The sequence below is a fragment of the Mycobacteroides franklinii genome (genome assembly GCF_002013895.1).
Taxonomy (GTDB): Bacteria; Actinomycetota; Actinomycetes; order Mycobacteriales; family Mycobacteriaceae; genus Mycobacterium; species Mycobacterium franklinii.
In genome coordinates this window covers 22,178-38,006 of sequence record NZ_MAFQ01000003.1, presented here as the reverse complement: position 1 = coordinate 38,006, position 15,829 = coordinate 22,178, and the positions used below count along the sequence as shown (strand labels likewise).

The 15,829-nt window shown below is 65.7% G+C and carries 14 protein-coding genes and 1 riboswitch; of the genes, 6 read left to right on the top strand and 8 right to left on the bottom strand.

Annotation, left to right across the window (positions count from 1 at the left end):
• From B4393_RS03950 to B4393_RS03940, 3 genes are read right to left on the bottom strand one after another with little or no spacing between them, the layout of a single operon-like run.
• On the bottom strand, positions 1–2,571 hold the full coding sequence (locus tag B4393_RS03950) for an ATP-binding cassette domain-containing protein (protein WP_078333056.1): 2,571 nt from the start codon (positions 2,569–2,571) through the stop codon (positions 1–3).
• Positions 2,572–2,625: 54 nt separating this feature from the next.
• Positions 2,626–2,943, bottom strand: a complete 318-nt coding sequence (locus tag B4393_RS03945; RefSeq protein ID WP_070938616.1) for a hypothetical protein — start codon at positions 2,941–2,943, stop codon at positions 2,626–2,628.
• Positions 2,944–2,953: 10 nt separating this feature from the next.
• The gene (locus B4393_RS03940; protein WP_078333055.1) at positions 2,954–4,132 is read right to left on the bottom strand and encodes an NADH:flavin oxidoreductase; all 1,179 of its coding nucleotides are present in this window, start codon (positions 4,130–4,132) and stop codon (positions 2,954–2,956) included.
• Positions 4,133–4,221: 89 nt separating this feature from the next.
• Here B4393_RS03940 and B4393_RS03935 point away from each other — a divergent pair, with 89 nt between their 5' ends.
• From B4393_RS03935 to B4393_RS03925, 3 genes are read left to right on the top strand one after another with little or no spacing between them, the layout of a single operon-like run.
• Positions 4,222–4,872: a nitroreductase family protein gene (locus B4393_RS03935; RefSeq protein ID WP_070939308.1), complete on the top strand. Its 651-nt coding sequence runs from the start codon at positions 4,222–4,224 to the stop codon at positions 4,870–4,872.
• A gap of 19 nt (positions 4,873–4,891) precedes the next feature.
• On the top strand, positions 4,892–5,737 hold the full coding sequence (locus B4393_RS03930) for a bifunctional methylenetetrahydrofolate dehydrogenase/methenyltetrahydrofolate cyclohydrolase (protein ID WP_078333054.1): 846 nt from the start codon (positions 4,892–4,894) through the stop codon (positions 5,735–5,737).
• A 14-nt stretch (positions 5,738–5,751) separates the two neighbouring features.
• Positions 5,752–6,051: a DUF3017 domain-containing protein gene (locus tag B4393_RS03925; protein ID WP_078333322.1), complete on the top strand. Its 300-nt coding sequence runs from the start codon at positions 5,752–5,754 to the stop codon at positions 6,049–6,051.
• A 3-nt stretch (positions 6,052–6,054) separates the two neighbouring features.
• Here the strand turns inward: B4393_RS03925 and B4393_RS03920 are convergent, their stop codons facing one another.
• From B4393_RS03920 to B4393_RS03905, 4 genes are read right to left on the bottom strand one after another with little or no spacing between them, the layout of a single operon-like run.
• A complete protein-coding gene (locus B4393_RS03920) occupies positions 6,055–6,723 on the bottom strand; it encodes a hypothetical protein (protein WP_078333053.1) in 669 nt (222 codons plus the stop codon).
• Positions 6,724–6,780: 57 nt separating this feature from the next.
• Positions 6,781–7,515 (bottom strand): class I SAM-dependent methyltransferase, encoded by a 735-nt coding sequence (locus B4393_RS03915; protein ID WP_078333052.1) that lies wholly within the window; start codon positions 7,513–7,515, stop codon positions 6,781–6,783.
• A gap of 24 nt (positions 7,516–7,539) precedes the next feature.
• Complete coding sequence (gene metX, locus B4393_RS03910; protein WP_413816128.1) at positions 7,540–8,727, bottom strand: homoserine O-acetyltransferase MetX; 1,188 nt, start codon at positions 8,725–8,727, stop codon at positions 7,540–7,542.
• A complete protein-coding gene (locus B4393_RS03905) occupies positions 8,724–10,052 on the bottom strand; it encodes a bifunctional o-acetylhomoserine/o-acetylserine sulfhydrylase (protein WP_078333051.1) in 1,329 nt (442 codons plus the stop codon). Before B4393_RS03905 ends, metX begins: the two co-directional genes overlap by 4 nt.
• A gap of 185 nt (positions 10,053–10,237) precedes the next feature.
• Positions 10,238–10,387: riboswitch (SAM riboswitch) on the bottom strand.
• A 192-nt stretch (positions 10,388–10,579) separates the two neighbouring features.
• On the opposite strand from B4393_RS03905, the gene B4393_RS03900 reads away from it, so the two are divergent.
• Complete coding sequence (locus B4393_RS03900) at positions 10,580–12,817, top strand: NADP-dependent isocitrate dehydrogenase (protein WP_078333320.1); 2,238 nt, start codon at positions 10,580–10,582, stop codon at positions 12,815–12,817.
• A 93-nt stretch (positions 12,818–12,910) separates the two neighbouring features.
• Here the strand turns inward: B4393_RS03900 and B4393_RS03895 are convergent, their stop codons facing one another.
• Positions 12,911–13,789: an alpha/beta fold hydrolase gene (locus B4393_RS03895; protein WP_078333050.1), complete on the bottom strand. Its 879-nt coding sequence runs from the start codon at positions 13,787–13,789 to the stop codon at positions 12,911–12,913.
• Positions 13,790–13,908: 119 nt separating this feature from the next.
• Here B4393_RS03895 and B4393_RS03890 point away from each other — a divergent pair, with 119 nt between their 5' ends.
• Positions 13,909–14,730 carry an exodeoxyribonuclease III gene (locus B4393_RS03890; RefSeq protein WP_078333049.1) on the top strand — a complete coding sequence of 274 codons (822 nt, stop codon included), beginning with the start codon at positions 13,909–13,911 and terminating at the stop codon, positions 14,728–14,730.
• 64 nt (positions 14,731–14,794) lie between these two features.
• Positions 14,795–15,829 carry a tryptophan--tRNA ligase gene (trpS, locus tag B4393_RS03885; protein ID WP_078333048.1) on the top strand — a complete coding sequence of 345 codons (1,035 nt, stop codon included), beginning with the start codon at positions 14,795–14,797 and terminating at the stop codon, positions 15,827–15,829.

Here is a 15,829-nt window from a genome sequence, read left to right as displayed (position 1 = left end):
TCAGCCCTTCAGGCGGATGCGCCAGCGCACGAACCCCGCCATCACCAGCGCCAGCAGTGCCAGGATGCCCATGTCGAACAGCCATGTGCCGGCATCGTGGTTCCACAACTCGTCCTGCGGCCCTACCGGTACCAGCTTGCGCAGGTCGGTGGTCGAGGCCGTGGCCGCGAATCCCCAGCGCGAGGGGAACAGGAACGAGAACTGTTCCAGCCCCGCACGTCCCGTCACCGGGATGAGGCCGCCGCTGAAGACGATCTGCGTCATGGTGGCGATCACCAGCATCGGCATCACCTGTTCGGCGGAGGTGGCCAGCGAGGACAGCACCAGGCCCAGCACGGTGGCCGCGCAGGCGGTGGCGGCCACGGCGACCCACAGCTCGAAGTTCGCGTTCCCGAGCAGCACCGCGCCCTGCGTCGGTCCACCGCGGACGATCACGATGACGGCCGTCATGATCGCCGACTGCAGGATGGCGGCCCCGCAGTAGGTGATGATCTTGGCGAGCAGATATGCGGTGGCCGACAGGCCCACCGCCTGCTCACGGCGGAAGATCACCCGTTCACCGATCAGGTCACGGATGGTCAGCGCCAGACCCAGGAAGCTGGCACCGAGGTTGGTCAGCGCCAGCAGCAGTCCGGGTTCGTTCGGGTTGTCGGGTAACGCCACATTGAAACCGGCGCTGCCGGGTACCGACAACACCAATCCGGCAAGGACGAACGGCAGCAGCGCCAGGAAGATGAAGTAGCCGCGGTCGGCCAGGATCAGCCGTCCCTGACGGCGTGCCACTGTGGAGACCTGTCGCAGCAGACTCGTCTTCGGGGGTTTGCCGAGGTCGCCCGGCTGTACCGGGGCGGTGACGGGTTTGTTCGCAGCGGGATGCCGGGCCAGGTAGGCCTGGTGCACGCCGTCCGGGTCGGCCGCTGCGTTGGCGAAGATGTCGGCCCAGTCGGTGGTGCCCATCTCCTGGTTGATGCTGCGCGGAGGTCCGCAATACGCGGTCTTGCCACCGGGGGCCAGCAGCAGCACCTGGTCGCAGTAGCTCAGATAGGTCAGCGAGTGCGTCACCACCACCACCACGCGGCCGGCGTCGGCGAGCTGTCGCATCAGGCTCATCACCTGACGGTCCAGTGCCGGATCCAGGCCCGAGGTGGGCTCGTCCAGGATCAGCAGAGACGGACCGGTCAACAGCTCCATGGCCACCGAGGCGCGCTTACGCTGCCCGCCGGAGAGCTTGTCGACGCGCGTCTCGGCGTGCTTGGTCATCTCGAGTTCCTCGAGAACCCGGGACACGACCTGTTCGCGGTCTTCTTTGGTGGTATCCGGCGGCAGTCGCAGCTCGGCGGCGTAATGCAGTGCCTGGCTGACGGTCAGCTGCGGATGCACCACATCGTCCTGCGGCACCATGCCGATGCGGTTTCGCATCACGGCGTATTCGGCGTGCACCCCGTGACCTTCGAAGGACACCTTGCCCGCCGACGGCTGGGTGTTGCCGACGATCAGTCGGGCCAGGGTGGACTTGCCGGCGCCGGAGGGGCCGATGACCGCGGTCAGCGAGCCGGGACCTGCCGAGAAGCTGATGTTATCGAGTAGTTTCTTGCCGCCTTCGACGGTGAAGTCGATGCCCTGCACCTCGAGCCCGCCGACCCGGGTGGCCGTCGTGGGTTTGACCAGCGTGCCGTCCTGGACGACGAGGTCGACGTTACCGATCGTGACGGTGTCGCCCTCGCGCACCGACGCCTGCTCGACCTGGACACCGTTGACGAAGGTGCCGTTGATGGTGTGCAGGTCCTGGATCTCCAGGCCACCGGGGGTCGGGAGCAACAAGGCGTGGTGACGCGAGGCCAGCACGTCGTTGACGACGATGGTGTTGTCGGGAGCGCGACCGACGGTAATCGCGCCGGGAGTCGGTTTGGGTGCGCCACCGATGCCGAGCGCCCGCATCGCCCGGGTGCCGAAGGGTTCGACCGGCTCGCTGGAGTAGGCAGCCGGCGCCGGTGCGGGTTCCGGCGGGTACTGCTGGCGCGGCCGGGTGGGGCCGGAGGTGCTGGGCGTCCCATAGGTATGGGCTCCCGATGGCGGAGCTCCGTACGGATGCTGCTGGCTGGGCGGCTGACCGTAGGTCTGCGGGGCGGACTGGTAGTCCGTGGGGTAATGCTGCTGAGTGCTTTGGTACGGCTGCTGCACACCGGTGTTGTGCACCTGCTGCGGTCCGGAAAGGTAACCGCGCATGGTCGGGGGAGCGATACCGAGCTGCGTCTCGCCACCCAGGCCGCCGAGCGCGAACGTCAGCCGGGGGCCGCCGGGGTCGCCGAGGTTGATCACGGTGTCATCGCGCACCTCGACCCAGCCCACCTGGTGGCCGTTGACAAAGATGCCGTTGAGGCTGCGTTGGTCCTCCGCGACCCACCTACCGTCAATGAACCTGATTATCAGGTGAATACGCGACACCAGCGGGTGCGTGATGCGTACATCGGCGTGGATATCGCGGCCGATATGAATATCGTGCCCGGGTGCGAACTTTCGCTCGTCACCGTCGAATGCCACCGTGAGAGTGGGTGCTTCCCGACCAGTCATCGCTACCGACTGTATCGGTTCACAGCGAGTGGTCAGTCTTCCCGCGCCGGATGTTCACAGGCTCTGCAGCAGAAACAGCGTCCTGGCCAGGACCGCGGCGCACAGCACCGGCCAGTACCAAATGTGCCAGTGACGCCAGTGTCCGATGCCCATCGCTATGGGCGCGGAGATGCACGTCATCACCGTCAGTAGCGACCAGACGAACACCGCGGCGGCGGCGTCGGCCTGCTCGGGCACCGCGCCGCTGAATGCGAGCGGAAAGATCGAAGCGAACGCGACAATGCCTGCCGTCGCACTCGCGAGCACCCACAGCAGCCAGCTGACGACGGTCTCGGCGGTTCCCGGTCGTGGGCGCTGCGGCGCAGTCGTCATGACGGCGATGTTAGGTGAGCACGCAGTGAGTTTTGCTGAAAATTGTTGCCATGCATTGGTTACAGTGCGTGCACCGCGAGTGGGTCTCCCGGTCGGCGGCCACCCGATTCACCAGGTCCGGATCGGCGAGCAGCGCGCGGCCCATGGCCACGAACTCGAAGCCCTCCGCCATCGCTAGATCCATCGACTCACCACCGGTGATGCCGCCCAGCAGAATCAGCGGCATGTCCAGTGCGGCACGGAACTGGCGGGCATCGTCGAGCAAGAATGCGTCGCGGTATGGGTAGGACCGGAAGAACTTCTTTCCCGTCAGGCGCACGCCCCAACCCATGGGTTTGGGGAATCCTTTGGCGAGCTCGCGGATCGGCACGTCGCCACGGAACAGGTACATGGGATTGACCAGGGAGCTGCCCGCAGTCAGTTCCAGCGCATCGAGCCCGCCGTCTTCCTGCAGCCACAGGGCCGTCTGTAGGGATTCCTCGATGGGGATGCCGCCACGGATGCCGTCAGTCATGGTCAGTTTCGCGGTGATGGCCAGCTTGTCACCCGCAACCTTGCGCACTGCCTGAACCACGGCGCGGGCCACCTTGGCGCGGTTGGCCAGCGAGCCGCCGTATTCATCGCCTCGCCGATTGAACAGGGGGCTCAGGAACGAGCTCACGAAATATCCATGCCCCAAATGGATTTCGACGGCATCGAAACCCGCCTCGATCGCCAGCCGGGCCGCGTTCGCGTGTGCGGCGATGACGCCCTCGATATCGGAGGTGCTGGCCCGGCGCGCGAACTTCATTCCCAATGGATTGAAGAACCGGATAGGGGAGAGGGCCTGCGAGCCGTTGGATCGCGCGTTGGCCACCGGGCCCGCATGACCGATCTGCGCCGAGACGGCGGCGCCGGTGTCGTGGATCGCGTCGGTGAGGCGGCGCAAGCCGGGGATGGCTTCTTCACGCATCCAGACCTGGCCGTATTCGGTGCGGCCCTCGGGGGCGACGGCGCAATAGGCGACGGTTGTCATGCCCACGCCGCCGAGGGCGGGCCTGCGGTGATACTCGATGAGATCGTCGGTGACCACGGCGTCAGGGGAGGCGGCTTCGAACGTGGCGGCCTTGATTGTCCGGTTGCGTAGTGTGATTGGACCGAGCCGCGCGGGTGCCAAAACGTCGGGAACTTCAGCGGCGTCACTGCCCATGAGCGGGAGACTACGCCGCGACGACGGGTCGCAAATTCTGGATGTGCACTCCTACTTTTCGGCAAGCCGAGGGGATGTACGTTCGTGTCATGACCTCTCTGAATCTGTCAGCCGACGAAGTTCTGACCACCACCCGTTCGGTGCGTAAGCGCCTGGATTTCGACAAGCCCGTCGAGCGTTCGGTCGTCGAGGAATGCCTGAACATCGCGATGCAGGCCCCGACCGGCTCCAACTCGCAGGGCTGGCACTTTGTCATCGTCGAGGACGCGGACAAGAAGAAGGCCATCGCCGATATCTACCGTGACGGCTGGAACAAGTACGCCACCCTTCAGGGCCCCACCTACGCCGAGGGCGACACTCGTGGCGAGCGCCGCGACAAGGTAGTGGATTCGGCGAGCTATCTCGCCGAGAACCTTGAGCGGGCGCCGTTGTTCCTGATCCCCTGCATCGAAGGCCGTCTCGACAACCTGCCTGTTGTGGGCGGAGCAGGTTCCTGGGGATCGTTACTGCCGGCGGTGTGGAGCTTCATGCTCGCCGCGCGTAACCGCGGCTTGGGATCGGCGTGGACGACGTTGCACCTGATGGGCGATGGCGAGAAGCGCGCAGCCGACATCCTGGGCATTCCGTTCGACAAGGTCACCCAGGGCGGGCTGTTCCCCATCGCGTACACCGTCGGCACCGACTTCAAGCTCGCCAAGCGCCAGCCCCTCGCCGACGTCCTGCACTGGGACTCTTGGTGAGGGCTGGAATACTGGGCGTGTGACGGCGACTCGACTTGACGGCAAGGCCACCCGCGACGAGATCTTTGTAGAGCTGGCGACTCGCGCGGCGGCGCTGACGGCGGCGGGCAAGACGCCGGGTCTTGGCACGATCCTGGTAGGGGACGACCCGGGCTCGCAGGCCTATGTCCGCGGTAAGCACAACGACTGTGCCAAGGTGGGCATCAACTCGATCCGGCGCGACCTGCCCGCCGATATCGATCAGGCCACCTTGTGCGCCACCATCGACGAGTTGAACGCCAACCCGGAGTGCACCGGATACATCGTGCAGCTGCCGTTGCCCAAGCATCTCAACGAGAACGAAGCGCTGGAGCGCATCGATCCCGACAAGGATGCCGATGGTCTGCACCCGACCAACCTGGGTCGGTTGGTGCTGGGCAAGGAGGCTCCGCTGCCCTGCACGCCCCGCGGGATCGTGTATCTGCTGCGTCGTTACGACGTCGAACTCAACGGCGCGCACGTTGTGGTGATCGGTCGCGGCGTCACGGTGGGGCGTCCCCTGGGACTGCTGCTGACCCGGCGCTCGGAGAACGCGACAGTCACCCTGTGTCACACCGGAACCCGGGACCTGGCAGCGCTGACCCGACAGGCCGATATCATCGTGGCCGCCGCAGGCGTGCCGCACATGGTGACGGCAGACATGGTCAAGCCGGGAGCCGCGGTGATCGATGTGGGCGTGAGCCGCGTCGACGACCAGCTGACCGGTGATGTGGCGGCGGATGTTTGGAATGTTGCTGGGTACGTCTCGCCGAACCCCGGCGGAGTGGGGCCGTTGACCCGGGCCTTCTTGCTCACCAATGTGATCGAGCGGGCGGAACGTTCGTGACCGCGACGCGCGATATGTTTGCCGCAGCGTTGGATGCCATCCGCCGTTTCGCCCGTGAGCAGTGGCCGATTCTGGTGGTGTCGGTGGTCTTTCTGGTGGCGCTGGGGTTGGTGATCGCCGACCGTTGGCGGCGCGGCGCCCTGGTCGTGGGAATTGCCGTGGGGATCGCGGCGGCGTTGCGGTTGGCGCTCACCGACGAGACCGCGGGTCTACTTGCGGTGCGCAGCAAGACCTTTGATGTCGGTGCCCTCGGTGCGGTGGCGGCGGCGATGGTCTACTTGGCGTTGACCATCGATCCGCTGGGCACCGGCTAGGCGCTACTTGAGCAGTTGCACCGAGCGGGCGATCGTGTCGGCCTGCTCGCCGAGGAACTGCTCGGACGGCTCGCCGTTGGCGCCGGTGCCATTGGTCGTGGCGATCTGCCAGCGCTGATCGCCTTGGCCCACGAACGCAACATAGATCTTCGGCGTGGCAGCGACCGGCGGCTTGCCTTCAGCGGCCGGCGGCTTCTCCAGTTCCAGGCTGGCCGAGGCCCCTGGCAGGTTGGGGCCATCCCACGAGTCTCGTTTGTCTGCAGTGACTTTCGTCTTGCGGGTCTTGACGAAGTCGCTTACCGCATCGGCGTTGGACGACGCCAACCAGCCCTTTACTTCGGGGGCGTCATCGGAGGGCACCAGCTTGCGGATACGCACGTACTGTGCCAACTCAGAGGATTCCCACTTGGGCCGGACCTGGTAGGTCACCAGTCCCTTGTTGTTGTGCACCCCGTCGGCGAAGGCCACCCAGTCGTTCGGGGTGTTGATGTAGATGCCCAGTTCGGGGATGAATTGCCGGGTGTGCCGTTCGGTGGGCGCGCTACTGGAGGTGGGCGCGGGCTCGCTTGTCGACTCCGAAGGAGCCTCGCGGGAGCCACAGCTGGCGAGTGCCGGGGTCAGGAGTGTGGTGGTGACAAAGAGGGCTGCCAGCAGGCGGCGATCCGTACGCACGGGTACACCGTAGCGGCACCGGGCGCATTCGTCGCGGTGAATTGGGGCGCCGGGGTTTTACTGATTCAGCGTTGCCCGGATGCTCACCGTGACATAGGGCAGCGCCAGGCCGGTTGACTGTGCCAGCGCCGGGTGGGTGGCCAGTAGCTCCCGAACCTGCTGCAGCGTCTTCTTGCGGGCGGCCTCGGGGGCCGTGATGCAGTAGCTGCGCGAGGCTACCATATCCAGAAGTGCTTGCGGGGTAAGGTAACTCGTCCACTCGACCTGATGACGCTCTTGCTCGGCGAATGGTGCGGGCAGGTTGACGGCGTGATTGAATGGGTCGTTTTCGTTGCCGATGATCTTGCTGAGATCGGCCACCCAGCCCAAGCGCTCGTCCCGGGCGTTCCAGACCAGGCCCAGCCGGCCACCCGGGCGGAGCACCCGTGCCACCTCGGGGATGGCCCGCTCGGGATCTACCCAATGCCAGGCCTGCGCGACCAGCACCGCATCCACACTGTTGTCGGGCAGTGGGATCTCCTCGGCGGTGCCCAGCAACGCGGGCGTATCGGGGAGCGACTTGCTCAGTACCTCAAGCATTTCCGCCAGTGGGTCCACCGCGACCACGTTGAGTCCGCGTTCCACCAGCCGGGTGGTGAGCTTGCCGGTGCCGGCACCCAGATCCAGTACGTCGTGTGCGCCGGGCGGCAGCAGCCAGTCGATCGCCTCCGGCGGATAGGACGGCCGGCCCCGTTCGTAGGCGGCCGCCTGCGAACCGAACGAAAGCGATGGTTCTGCCTGTGCGTCCGGCATTCGCGCTCCCTTGAGATTCGGTGTTTACGAAGCCTGTGTTGCCTTGGCCAGTGCGAGCGTCTCCCGCACCAACTCGCTCACCGCATCGAACTCGATGAGGAAGGCGTCATGGCCGTGTACAGATTCGACCACCCGCAAGCCGGTACAACCGGGCAGCAGGTCTGCTAATTCCTCCTGCAGCCGCAGCGGGTACAGCCGGTCGGAGGTGATGCCGCCGATGACGACGGGGACCGGGCAGCCGCGCAGCGCCTTCTCGACACCGCCGCGGCCCCGGCCGACGTCATGCCGGTTGAGCGACTCGGTCAAGATGACGTAGCTGCCGGCGTCGAAGCGCCGGACGAACTTGTTGCCCTGATGTTCCAGATAGCTCTGTACCGCGTACCGGCCGTCCGCCCATGGGTCCTCGGGACCGTCCGGGCCGACCTGCGGATCATTGCCGAACCGGGTGTCCAGCTCGACCTCTCCGCGGTAGGTCAGGTGCGCGATACGCCGGGCGAGGTTCAGCCCCTTCTCCGGATTGCGTCCGCTGGCGTGGTAGTCGCCGCCCTGCCAGTCGGGATCGGCCCGGATGGCCGCGATCTGGGTGCTCTGCGTGCCGATCTGGTCACCGGTGGCACGTGCGCCGACCGCCAGCACCAGCGCCGCACGCACCGAATCAGGGTGCATCACAGCCCATTCCAGTGTGCGTGCGCCACCCATCGAACCGCCGACAATGGCGGCGACCTCGGTGATGCCAAGCTGCGCGAGCGCGGCGACGTCGGCATCCACCTGATCGCGCACCGAGACCTCGGGGAATCGTGAGCCCCAGGGTTTTCCGTCGCCGGCTTGGGAAGTCGGGCCGGTTGTACCCCGGCAGCCGCCCAGGACATTGGTGGCGATGGCGCACCAATGATCGGTGTCGATCGCCGCGCCGGGGCCGATGATTCCTTCCCACCATCCGCCGGTGATGTGGTCGGGTCCGGCCGATCCGACCACGTGAGAATCGGCGGTGAGTGCGTGGCAGACAAACACCACGTTGTCGCGCCGGGGTGAGAGCTTTCCCCAGCTCTGTACCGCGACGGTCACGTCGTCGAGGACAGCGCCGCTTTCCAGCGTGATCGAACCTATGGGTACATAGGCGATCTCGTCGCCCTGGGGGAGGGCGACGTTGGGGCGCGGAAGCTGCTGCTCGGCGGATGAGCCGCTGGCGCGAAGATCGTCGGTCAAGGTCACGATGATGCCACCGCCGCGGGCTGTTTGAGTCGGCGTACGGCCGCGAATCCGGTATCCAGGTCGGCCAGGATGTCGTCGATGCCCTCGATGCCGACGGCCAACCGAACCAGTCCGGGGGTGACACCGGAGGCAACCTGTTCGGCGGGCGAAAGCTGTCCGTGCGTCGTCGTCGCGGGATGGATGACCAGCGAGCGCACGTCACCGATGTTGGCGACCTGGCTGTGCAGTGTCAGAGCATCGATGAATGTCGTCGCCGCCTCGACGCCGCCGTCCAGCTCGAAGGCGAGCACCGCACCGGCGCCCCTGGGGGCCAGGGCCTTCGCGCGCTCATGCCAGGGCGAGGTGGGCAGCCCGGCGTAGTTGACGCGGGTGACTTCCGGCTGGCCCACCAGGTAATGAGCGACGCGTTCGGCATTTTCCACATGGCGCTGCACGCGCAGGCTCAACGTCTCCAGGCCCTGTGCGATCAGGAACGCGTTGAACGGCGAGATGGCGGGTCCGAGGTCGCGCAGCAGCTGCACGCGCGCCTTGAGGGCGTAGGCCGGTGCGCCCAGGTCGGCGAAGACGACCCCGTGGTAGCTCGGGTCGGGGGTGGTGAATCCGGGGTGGCGCCCCTGGGTCCAGTCGAAGGCGCCGCCGTCGATGATTACGCCGCCGATCGCACTGCCATGTCCGCCAAGGTATTTGGTGGCCGAGTGCACCACCACGTCGGCGCCGTGTGCCAGTGGCTGGATCAGGTACGGCGTGGCGACGGTGTTGTCGACGATGAGGGGTATACCCGCCGCGTGCGCGATTTCGGACAGGCCGCGGATATCGAGAATGTCGTTCTGCGGGTTGGAGATCGACTCGGCGAACAGCGCCTTGGTCTGCGGGGTGATGGCCCGGCGCCAGGACTCCAGATCGTCGGGATCGTCGACGAAGGTGGTCGAGATGCCCAGCCGCGGCAGCGTGTAGTGCAGCAGGTTATAGGTGCCGCCGTAGAGGCGCGGACTGGAGACGATGTTGTCGCCGGCCTCCGCGATGTTGACGATCGCCAGAGTCGCCGCGGCCTGCCCGGAGGCCAGCAGCAGCGCCGCCACGCCACCCTCGAGGGCAGCGATGCGCTGCTCGACAACATCCTGGGTGGGGTTGCCTATGCGGGTGTAGATGTTGCCCTCTTCGGACAACCCGAAGAGGGCCGCCGCGTGCGCGGTGTCATTGAAGACGTACGAGGTGGTCTGGTAGATCGGCAGAGCGCGCGCATTGGTCGCCGGATCGGGGGACTGGCCCGCGTGGATCTGCTTGGTCTCGAACGCCCGTTGTGCGGTGGGATCGATATCGGTCATGGGGCTCTCCTGGAGGTAGTCGGGTGAGGCAGTCAGGGCTGGTGACAACAGCGACAACGACAGAGACAGTGCTGATGAGCCGCTGGCGCGAAGTACAAACCAAACCGACAACAGGAACGCAGGGAATTACCCCCGGGTGACGAATACTCCATCGGGCCAACCTGTCTTCTCGGGGCCCGCCATCGGACCCGCGCTTGCCGTGTGGCCGACTGTTCCGTCAACAACCTGTCAACAGCTCAGTCCGCTACTCAACCTGGTCAATCACCCGGGGCACCCCACCGCGGTTGGAGGGTTGCCGACCAGCGAGCCGGGGCTTGACGCTGGTACTCATGACCGACTAGAAGCCTATCGCAATTCACCGAATGGTTGCCACCAGGTAGTCCAAGCGCATATGGGAGCGCGATCACAAGCCGTCCGCCCGCCTAGGCTCGGAGGCGACGTGATACTGAATAGGCAACCGTGTGACCCACGGGGTGCCTGAGATTTTGACCGACCAACAAGTCCGATCAACGATGCCGGGAGTGACCATGAGTGCGCAGCAGCCGACCATCATCTACACGCTGACAGACGAGGCGCCGCTACTCGCGACGTACTCCTTCTTGCCGATCATCCGGGCCTTCGCCGGACCCGCCGGTATCGACGTCCAAACCACCGATATCTCCGTCGCCGCGCGCATCCTGTCCGAGTTCGCCGAATACCTGCCCGAAGACCAGCAGTTTCCGGACAACCTGGCCGAGCTGGGCCGCCTGACGCAGCTGCCGGAGACCAACATCATCAAGCTGCCGAACATCAGCGCCTCCGTGCCGCAGCTGCTGGCCGCCATCAAGGAACTCCAGGCCAAGGGCTACAAGCTGCCGGACTACCCCGAGGACCCGAAGAACGACGAAGAGAAGGCCATTCTGGCCCGCTACACCAAGTGTCTCGGTAGCGCGGTGAACCCTGTTTTGCGCGAAGGAAACTCGGATCGCCGCGCACCGCGTGCGGTCAAGGAGTACGCGCGCAAGCACCCGCACAGCATGGGGGAGTGGTCGCAGGCCTCGCGGACTCACGTCGCCACCATGAAGGAGGGCGACTTCTATCACGGCGAGAAGTCGCTGACGCTGGATCGCGACCGCAAGGTCAAGATGGTGCTCACGACCGAGAGCGGCGAGGCTATCGTGCTCAAGTCCGAGGTCAAGCTGGGTGCGGGCGACATCATCGACAGCATGTTCATGAGCAAGAAAGCGCTCTGCGCCTTCTACGAGGAGCAGATCGAGGATGCCTACAAGACCGGCGTGATGCTGTCCCTGCACGTCAAGGCCACCATGATGCGGGTCAGCCACCCCATCGTCTTCGGGCACGCGGTCAAGATCTTCTACAAGGACGCCTTTGCCAAGCATCAGGAGCTGTTCGACGAGCTGGGCGTCAATGTCAACAACGGTATGTCCGATCTGTACAGCAAGATCGAGGCGCTGCCCGCGTCGCAGCACGAGGAGATCATCCGCGACCTGCACGCCTGCCATGAGCACCGGCCGGAGCTGGCCATGGTGGACTCGGCCAAGGGCATCTCGAACTTCCACTCGCCCAGCGATGTGATCGTCGATGCCTCGATGCCCGCCATGATCCGGGCCGGCGGCAAGATGTACGGCGCGGACGGCAAGCTCAAGGACACCAAGGCCGTCAACCCCGAGTCGACCTTCTCGCGGATCTACCAGGAGATGATCAACTTCTGTAAGACCCACGGCCAATTCGACCCGACGACGATGGGCACCGTTCCCAACGTCGGTCTGATGGCGCAGAAGGCCGAGGAGTACGGCAGCCACGACAAAACCTTCGAGATCGCCCAGGCCGGTGTCGCCGACATCGTCGACATCGACACCGGCGAGGTGCTGCTGACCCAGAACGTCGAAGAGGGTGACATCTGGCGTATGCCGGTCGTCCGGGACGCGGCGATCAAGGACTGGGTGAAGCTGGCCGTCACACGTGCCCGCGAGTCCGGTATGACCGTGGTGTTCTGGCTGGACACCGAGCGCCCGCACGAGAACGAGCTGCGTAAGAAGGTCAAGGCCTACCTCAAGGACCACGACACCGAAGGCCTGGAGATCCAGATCATGCCGCAGGTCTGGGCGATCCGGTACACCATGGAGCGGGTCATCCGCGGGCTCGACACCATCTCGGCCACCGGCAACATCCTGCGTGACTACCTGACCGACCTGTTCCCGATCCTGGAGCTGGGTACCAGCGCCAAGATGCTGTCCATCGTGCCGCTGATGGCCGGTGGTGGGCTGTACGAGACGGGTGCAGGCGGTTCGGCGCCCAAGCACGTCAGCCAGCTGGTCGAGGAGAACCACCTGCGGTGGGATTCGCTCGGCGAGTTCCTGGCGCTGGCCGTCAGCCTCGAGGACCTGGGAATCAAGACCGGGAACGCGCGGGCCAAGATCTTGGCCACCACGCTGGATGCCGCGACGGGCAAGTTGCTGGAGAACGACAAGAGCCCGTCGCGCAAGGCCGGCGAGCTCGACAACCGCGGCAGCCAGTTCTACCTGGCCCTGTACTGGGCGGCCGAGCTTGCCGCCCAGACCGAGGATGTCGAGCTGGCCGAGCTGTTCGCGCCGCTGGCCAAGCAGCTGGTCGAGAACGAGGACGAGATTGTCGCCGAGCTCGCCGCCGTGCAGGGCAGCCCGGCCGATATCGGCGGTTACTACGCACCGGATCCTGAGAAGACCACTGCGGTCATGCGGCCGAGCCAGACGTTCAACGCCGCCCTGGCGTCCGTCGAGGTCTAGTCCTTCCACACCGAACACACCGACACGCCGCGTTCTGACGCGTTTCCCGAGAGGGACGCGCAGAACACGGCGTGTCGGTGTGGTTTCGGGGCGTTACCCGGCGTCGGAGGCGGCGCTGCGCTTGGCGGCGATCAGTGGATCGATCAGGTCGGTGATCACCTCGGTGACCTGACCCGGCGCCTCGAGCATGGGCACGTGTCCCATGCCCGCCAAGGTGATCCGTCGGGCGCCGGAGGGCAGGCCCTGACCGATGAGCTTTCCGAACCGGCCCGGAGGCACGATCTCGTCCTTCTCGCACAGCACGAGCTGTGCCGGCACCGCGATGGTGTTCAGGTTCTGTAGGCCGGGCGCGGGCAGGATCGACGTCAGCGACGCGAAGTACGCCGGGCAGTGGGTGATGTCCTCGAAGATGCTGTGGAAGTCCGGCAGGCTCAGCGACTCGGTCTCACCGCACAGGGCGCGGGCGGTAGCGAACTTGACGAACGGCAGTCCTGCCGCGCGACGGCCCAGCAGCCGCGAGAACGCCAGCCAAGGGAGCATGGCCGCGAACTTCACCACGATCTCCGCCTTGAGCGCCGAGTACTTGGTCCAGCCGCCGGCGGGAGCGATGGCGGTGACGCTGCGGGCGCGGCCACGCTGCGCCAGGCCCAGGGCGATCCAGCCACCCAGTGAGTTGCCCACCAGATGTGCTGTTTCCCAGCCCTTTTGGTCCATGATCTGTTCGAGCTGGTCCAGGTACACGTCGACCGACCGCTGCGAGAACGGGGGCAGCTTGGGCATCGGACCGCCACCGTTGTGCCCGGGGTACGTCGGGGCGAACACCTCGTATCCGGCGTCCGCGAGCTGCTCGGCGACCGTCTCCCAGACCGACTGCGACAGCATGAACGGATGCAGCAGCAGCACCGGCTCGCCTTCACCTATTTCGATGGGTGCACGCCGGTTCGACGGCTTCGACAAAATGGCTTCCAGCATGCGGTCCTCCTAGTGCGCCAACATCTGCGTTGACATTACTGTCTGTTGCGTCAATTTACAGTGCCCTGTTTTCTCGCCCACTCAGGACTGTCACACCGCTCGGCTATCGTCGGCGACCGATGAGCGCCAAGAAGATCACCGTCACCACCATCAACGTCAATGGCATTCGTGCCGCAGTCAAGGAACGGTCGACAGAGAACCGCGGACTGCTGCCCTGGCTGGAGCAGACGAGCTCCGACATCGTGTGTCTGCAGGAGGTGCGCGCCGAGGAGGACCAGCTGCGGGAGGCGCTGGCCCCGGCCCTGGATGCCGGGTGGCAGGTGGTGAGTGCCGCGTCCAGCGTGAAGGGGCGCAGCGGCGTGGGGATTCTGAGCCGTGTTCCCGCGGCCTCCACGCGGGTGGCCCTGGACGCCGACGGCGGCGAATTCGATGAGTCGGGCCGGTATCTGGAGGCCGAGATCGGCGATCTCACCGTGGCGAGCATTTACCTGCCCACCGGTGAGGCGGGGACCGAGCGCCAGGAGGAGAAGGAGCGCTTCATGGCTGCCGTGGGCGCCCGGATGGCTGCCCTGGTCGCGGGCGGTCGCGACACGGTGATCTGTGGTGATTGGAACATCGGCCACACCGAGCGAGATATCAAGGCGTGGAAGGCGAATCAGAAGAAGGCGGGCTTCTTGCCGGAGGAGCGGGCCTGGGTGGGTTCGCTGCTGGAGTCCGGCTGGGTCGACAGTTTCCGGCTGCTGCATCCGGAGGTGGACGGGCCGTACAGCTGGTGGTCGTGGCGCGGCAAGGCGTTCGACAACGATGCCGGCTGGCGCATCGACTATCACCTGGCCACCGCCGACCTGGGCCGACGTGCGCACTCGGCGCGGGTCGAGCGGGCGGATGCCTATGCGCTGCGCTGGTCTGACCACGCGCCGGTGACCGTGGAGTACCGGTAAGCCGCACGCACCACGGGCGGCAGGCAAATTTCGCGTTGACCGGTCATGCCAGGATGGACGCACTATGACTGCCGACAGCACTGTTGATGCCGCCTCCCGCGGACGCCTGTTCTCGGGAATTCAACCCACCGCCGATTCCCTTCACCTCGGAAACGTGTTGGGCGCGGTGCAACAGTGGGTGCGGTTGCAGCATGAGTACGAAGCGCTCTTCTGCGTCGTAGACCTGCACGCGATCACCGTCGCGCAGGATCCCGAGGAACTTCGGCGACGCACCCGCGCGGTGGTCGCCCAGTATGTAGCGCTCGGCGTCGACCCGGCCGAGAGCGCGATCTTCGTGCAAAGCCACGTTCCCGCGCATGCTGAATTGGCTTGGGTGTTGGGGTGTTTGACCGGTTACGGGGAAGCCGCCCGGATGACCCAGTTCAAGGACAAGTCCGCCAAGCAGGGCAACGACGCGACCACGGTCGGCCTGTTCACCTATCCGGTGTTGATGGCCGCCGACATCCTGCTGTATCAGACCAATGTGGTGCCGGTGGGCGATGATCAGCGCCAGCACCTCGAACTGACTCGTGACGTGGCACAGCGATTCAACGGCCGATACGGCCAGACGTTCGTGTTGCCGGAGACGTTCGTACCGAAGAACGCGGCCCGGATCTATGACCTGCAGGACCCGACGGTGAAGATGAGCAAGTCGGCTTCGACTCCCGCCGGGCTGATCAACCTGCTCGATGATCCCGCGGTCTCGGCCAAGAAGGTCAAGTCGGCGCAGACCGACAGCGATCGGGAGGTCCGGTTCGATCGTGAGGCCAAGCCGGGTGTCTCGAACCTGCTGAGCATCCAGTCCGCCCTCACCGGTGCCGATATCGATACCCTGGTCGACGGCTACGCCGGTCGCGGTTACGGGGATCTGAAGAAGGACACGGCCGAAGCGCTGGTCGAGTTCGTCACGCCGGTCCGTGATCGGACGAATGAGCTGCTCGCCGATACCGCGGCGCTCGACGACATCCTGGCTTCCGGCGCGGCGCGTGCCAGGGAGCTGGCGGAGAAGACTCTCACCGAGGTCTATGACCGGATAGGGTTTGTCCGGCCCGCGAGGTAG

Excerpts from the sequence above, each read along its gene's own strand:
- B4393_RS03890 (WP_078333049.1), top strand. The coding sequence starts at position 13,909 with ATGAGCGCCAAGAAGATCACCGTCACCACCATCAACGTCAATGGCATT.
- B4393_RS03905 (WP_078333051.1), bottom strand. The coding sequence starts at position 10,052 with ATGACCGATATCGATCCCACCGCACAACGGGCGTTCGAGACCAAGCAG.
- B4393_RS03915 (WP_078333052.1), bottom strand. The coding sequence starts at position 7,515 with ATGCCGGACGCACAGGCAGAACCATCGCTTTCGTTCGGTTCGCAGGCG.
- B4393_RS03940 (WP_078333055.1), bottom strand. The coding sequence starts at position 4,132 with ATGGGCAGTGACGCCGCTGAAGTTCCCGACGTTTTGGCACCCGCGCGG.
- B4393_RS03945 (WP_070938616.1), bottom strand. The coding sequence starts at position 2,943 with ATGACGACTGCGCCGCAGCGCCCACGACCGGGAACCGCCGAGACCGTC.
- B4393_RS03925 (WP_078333322.1), top strand. The coding sequence starts at position 5,752 with ATGTTTGCCGCAGCGTTGGATGCCATCCGCCGTTTCGCCCGTGAGCAG.
- trpS (WP_078333048.1), top strand. The coding sequence starts at position 14,795 with ATGACTGCCGACAGCACTGTTGATGCCGCCTCCCGCGGACGCCTGTTC.
- B4393_RS03950 (WP_078333056.1), bottom strand. The coding sequence starts at position 2,571 with ATGACTGGTCGGGAAGCACCCACTCTCACGGTGGCATTCGACGGTGAC.
- B4393_RS03900 (WP_078333320.1), top strand. The coding sequence starts at position 10,580 with ATGAGTGCGCAGCAGCCGACCATCATCTACACGCTGACAGACGAGGCG.
- B4393_RS03935 (WP_070939308.1), top strand. The coding sequence starts at position 4,222 with ATGACCTCTCTGAATCTGTCAGCCGACGAAGTTCTGACCACCACCCGT.
- B4393_RS03895 (WP_078333050.1), bottom strand. The coding sequence starts at position 13,789 with ATGCTGGAAGCCATTTTGTCGAAGCCGTCGAACCGGCGTGCACCCATC.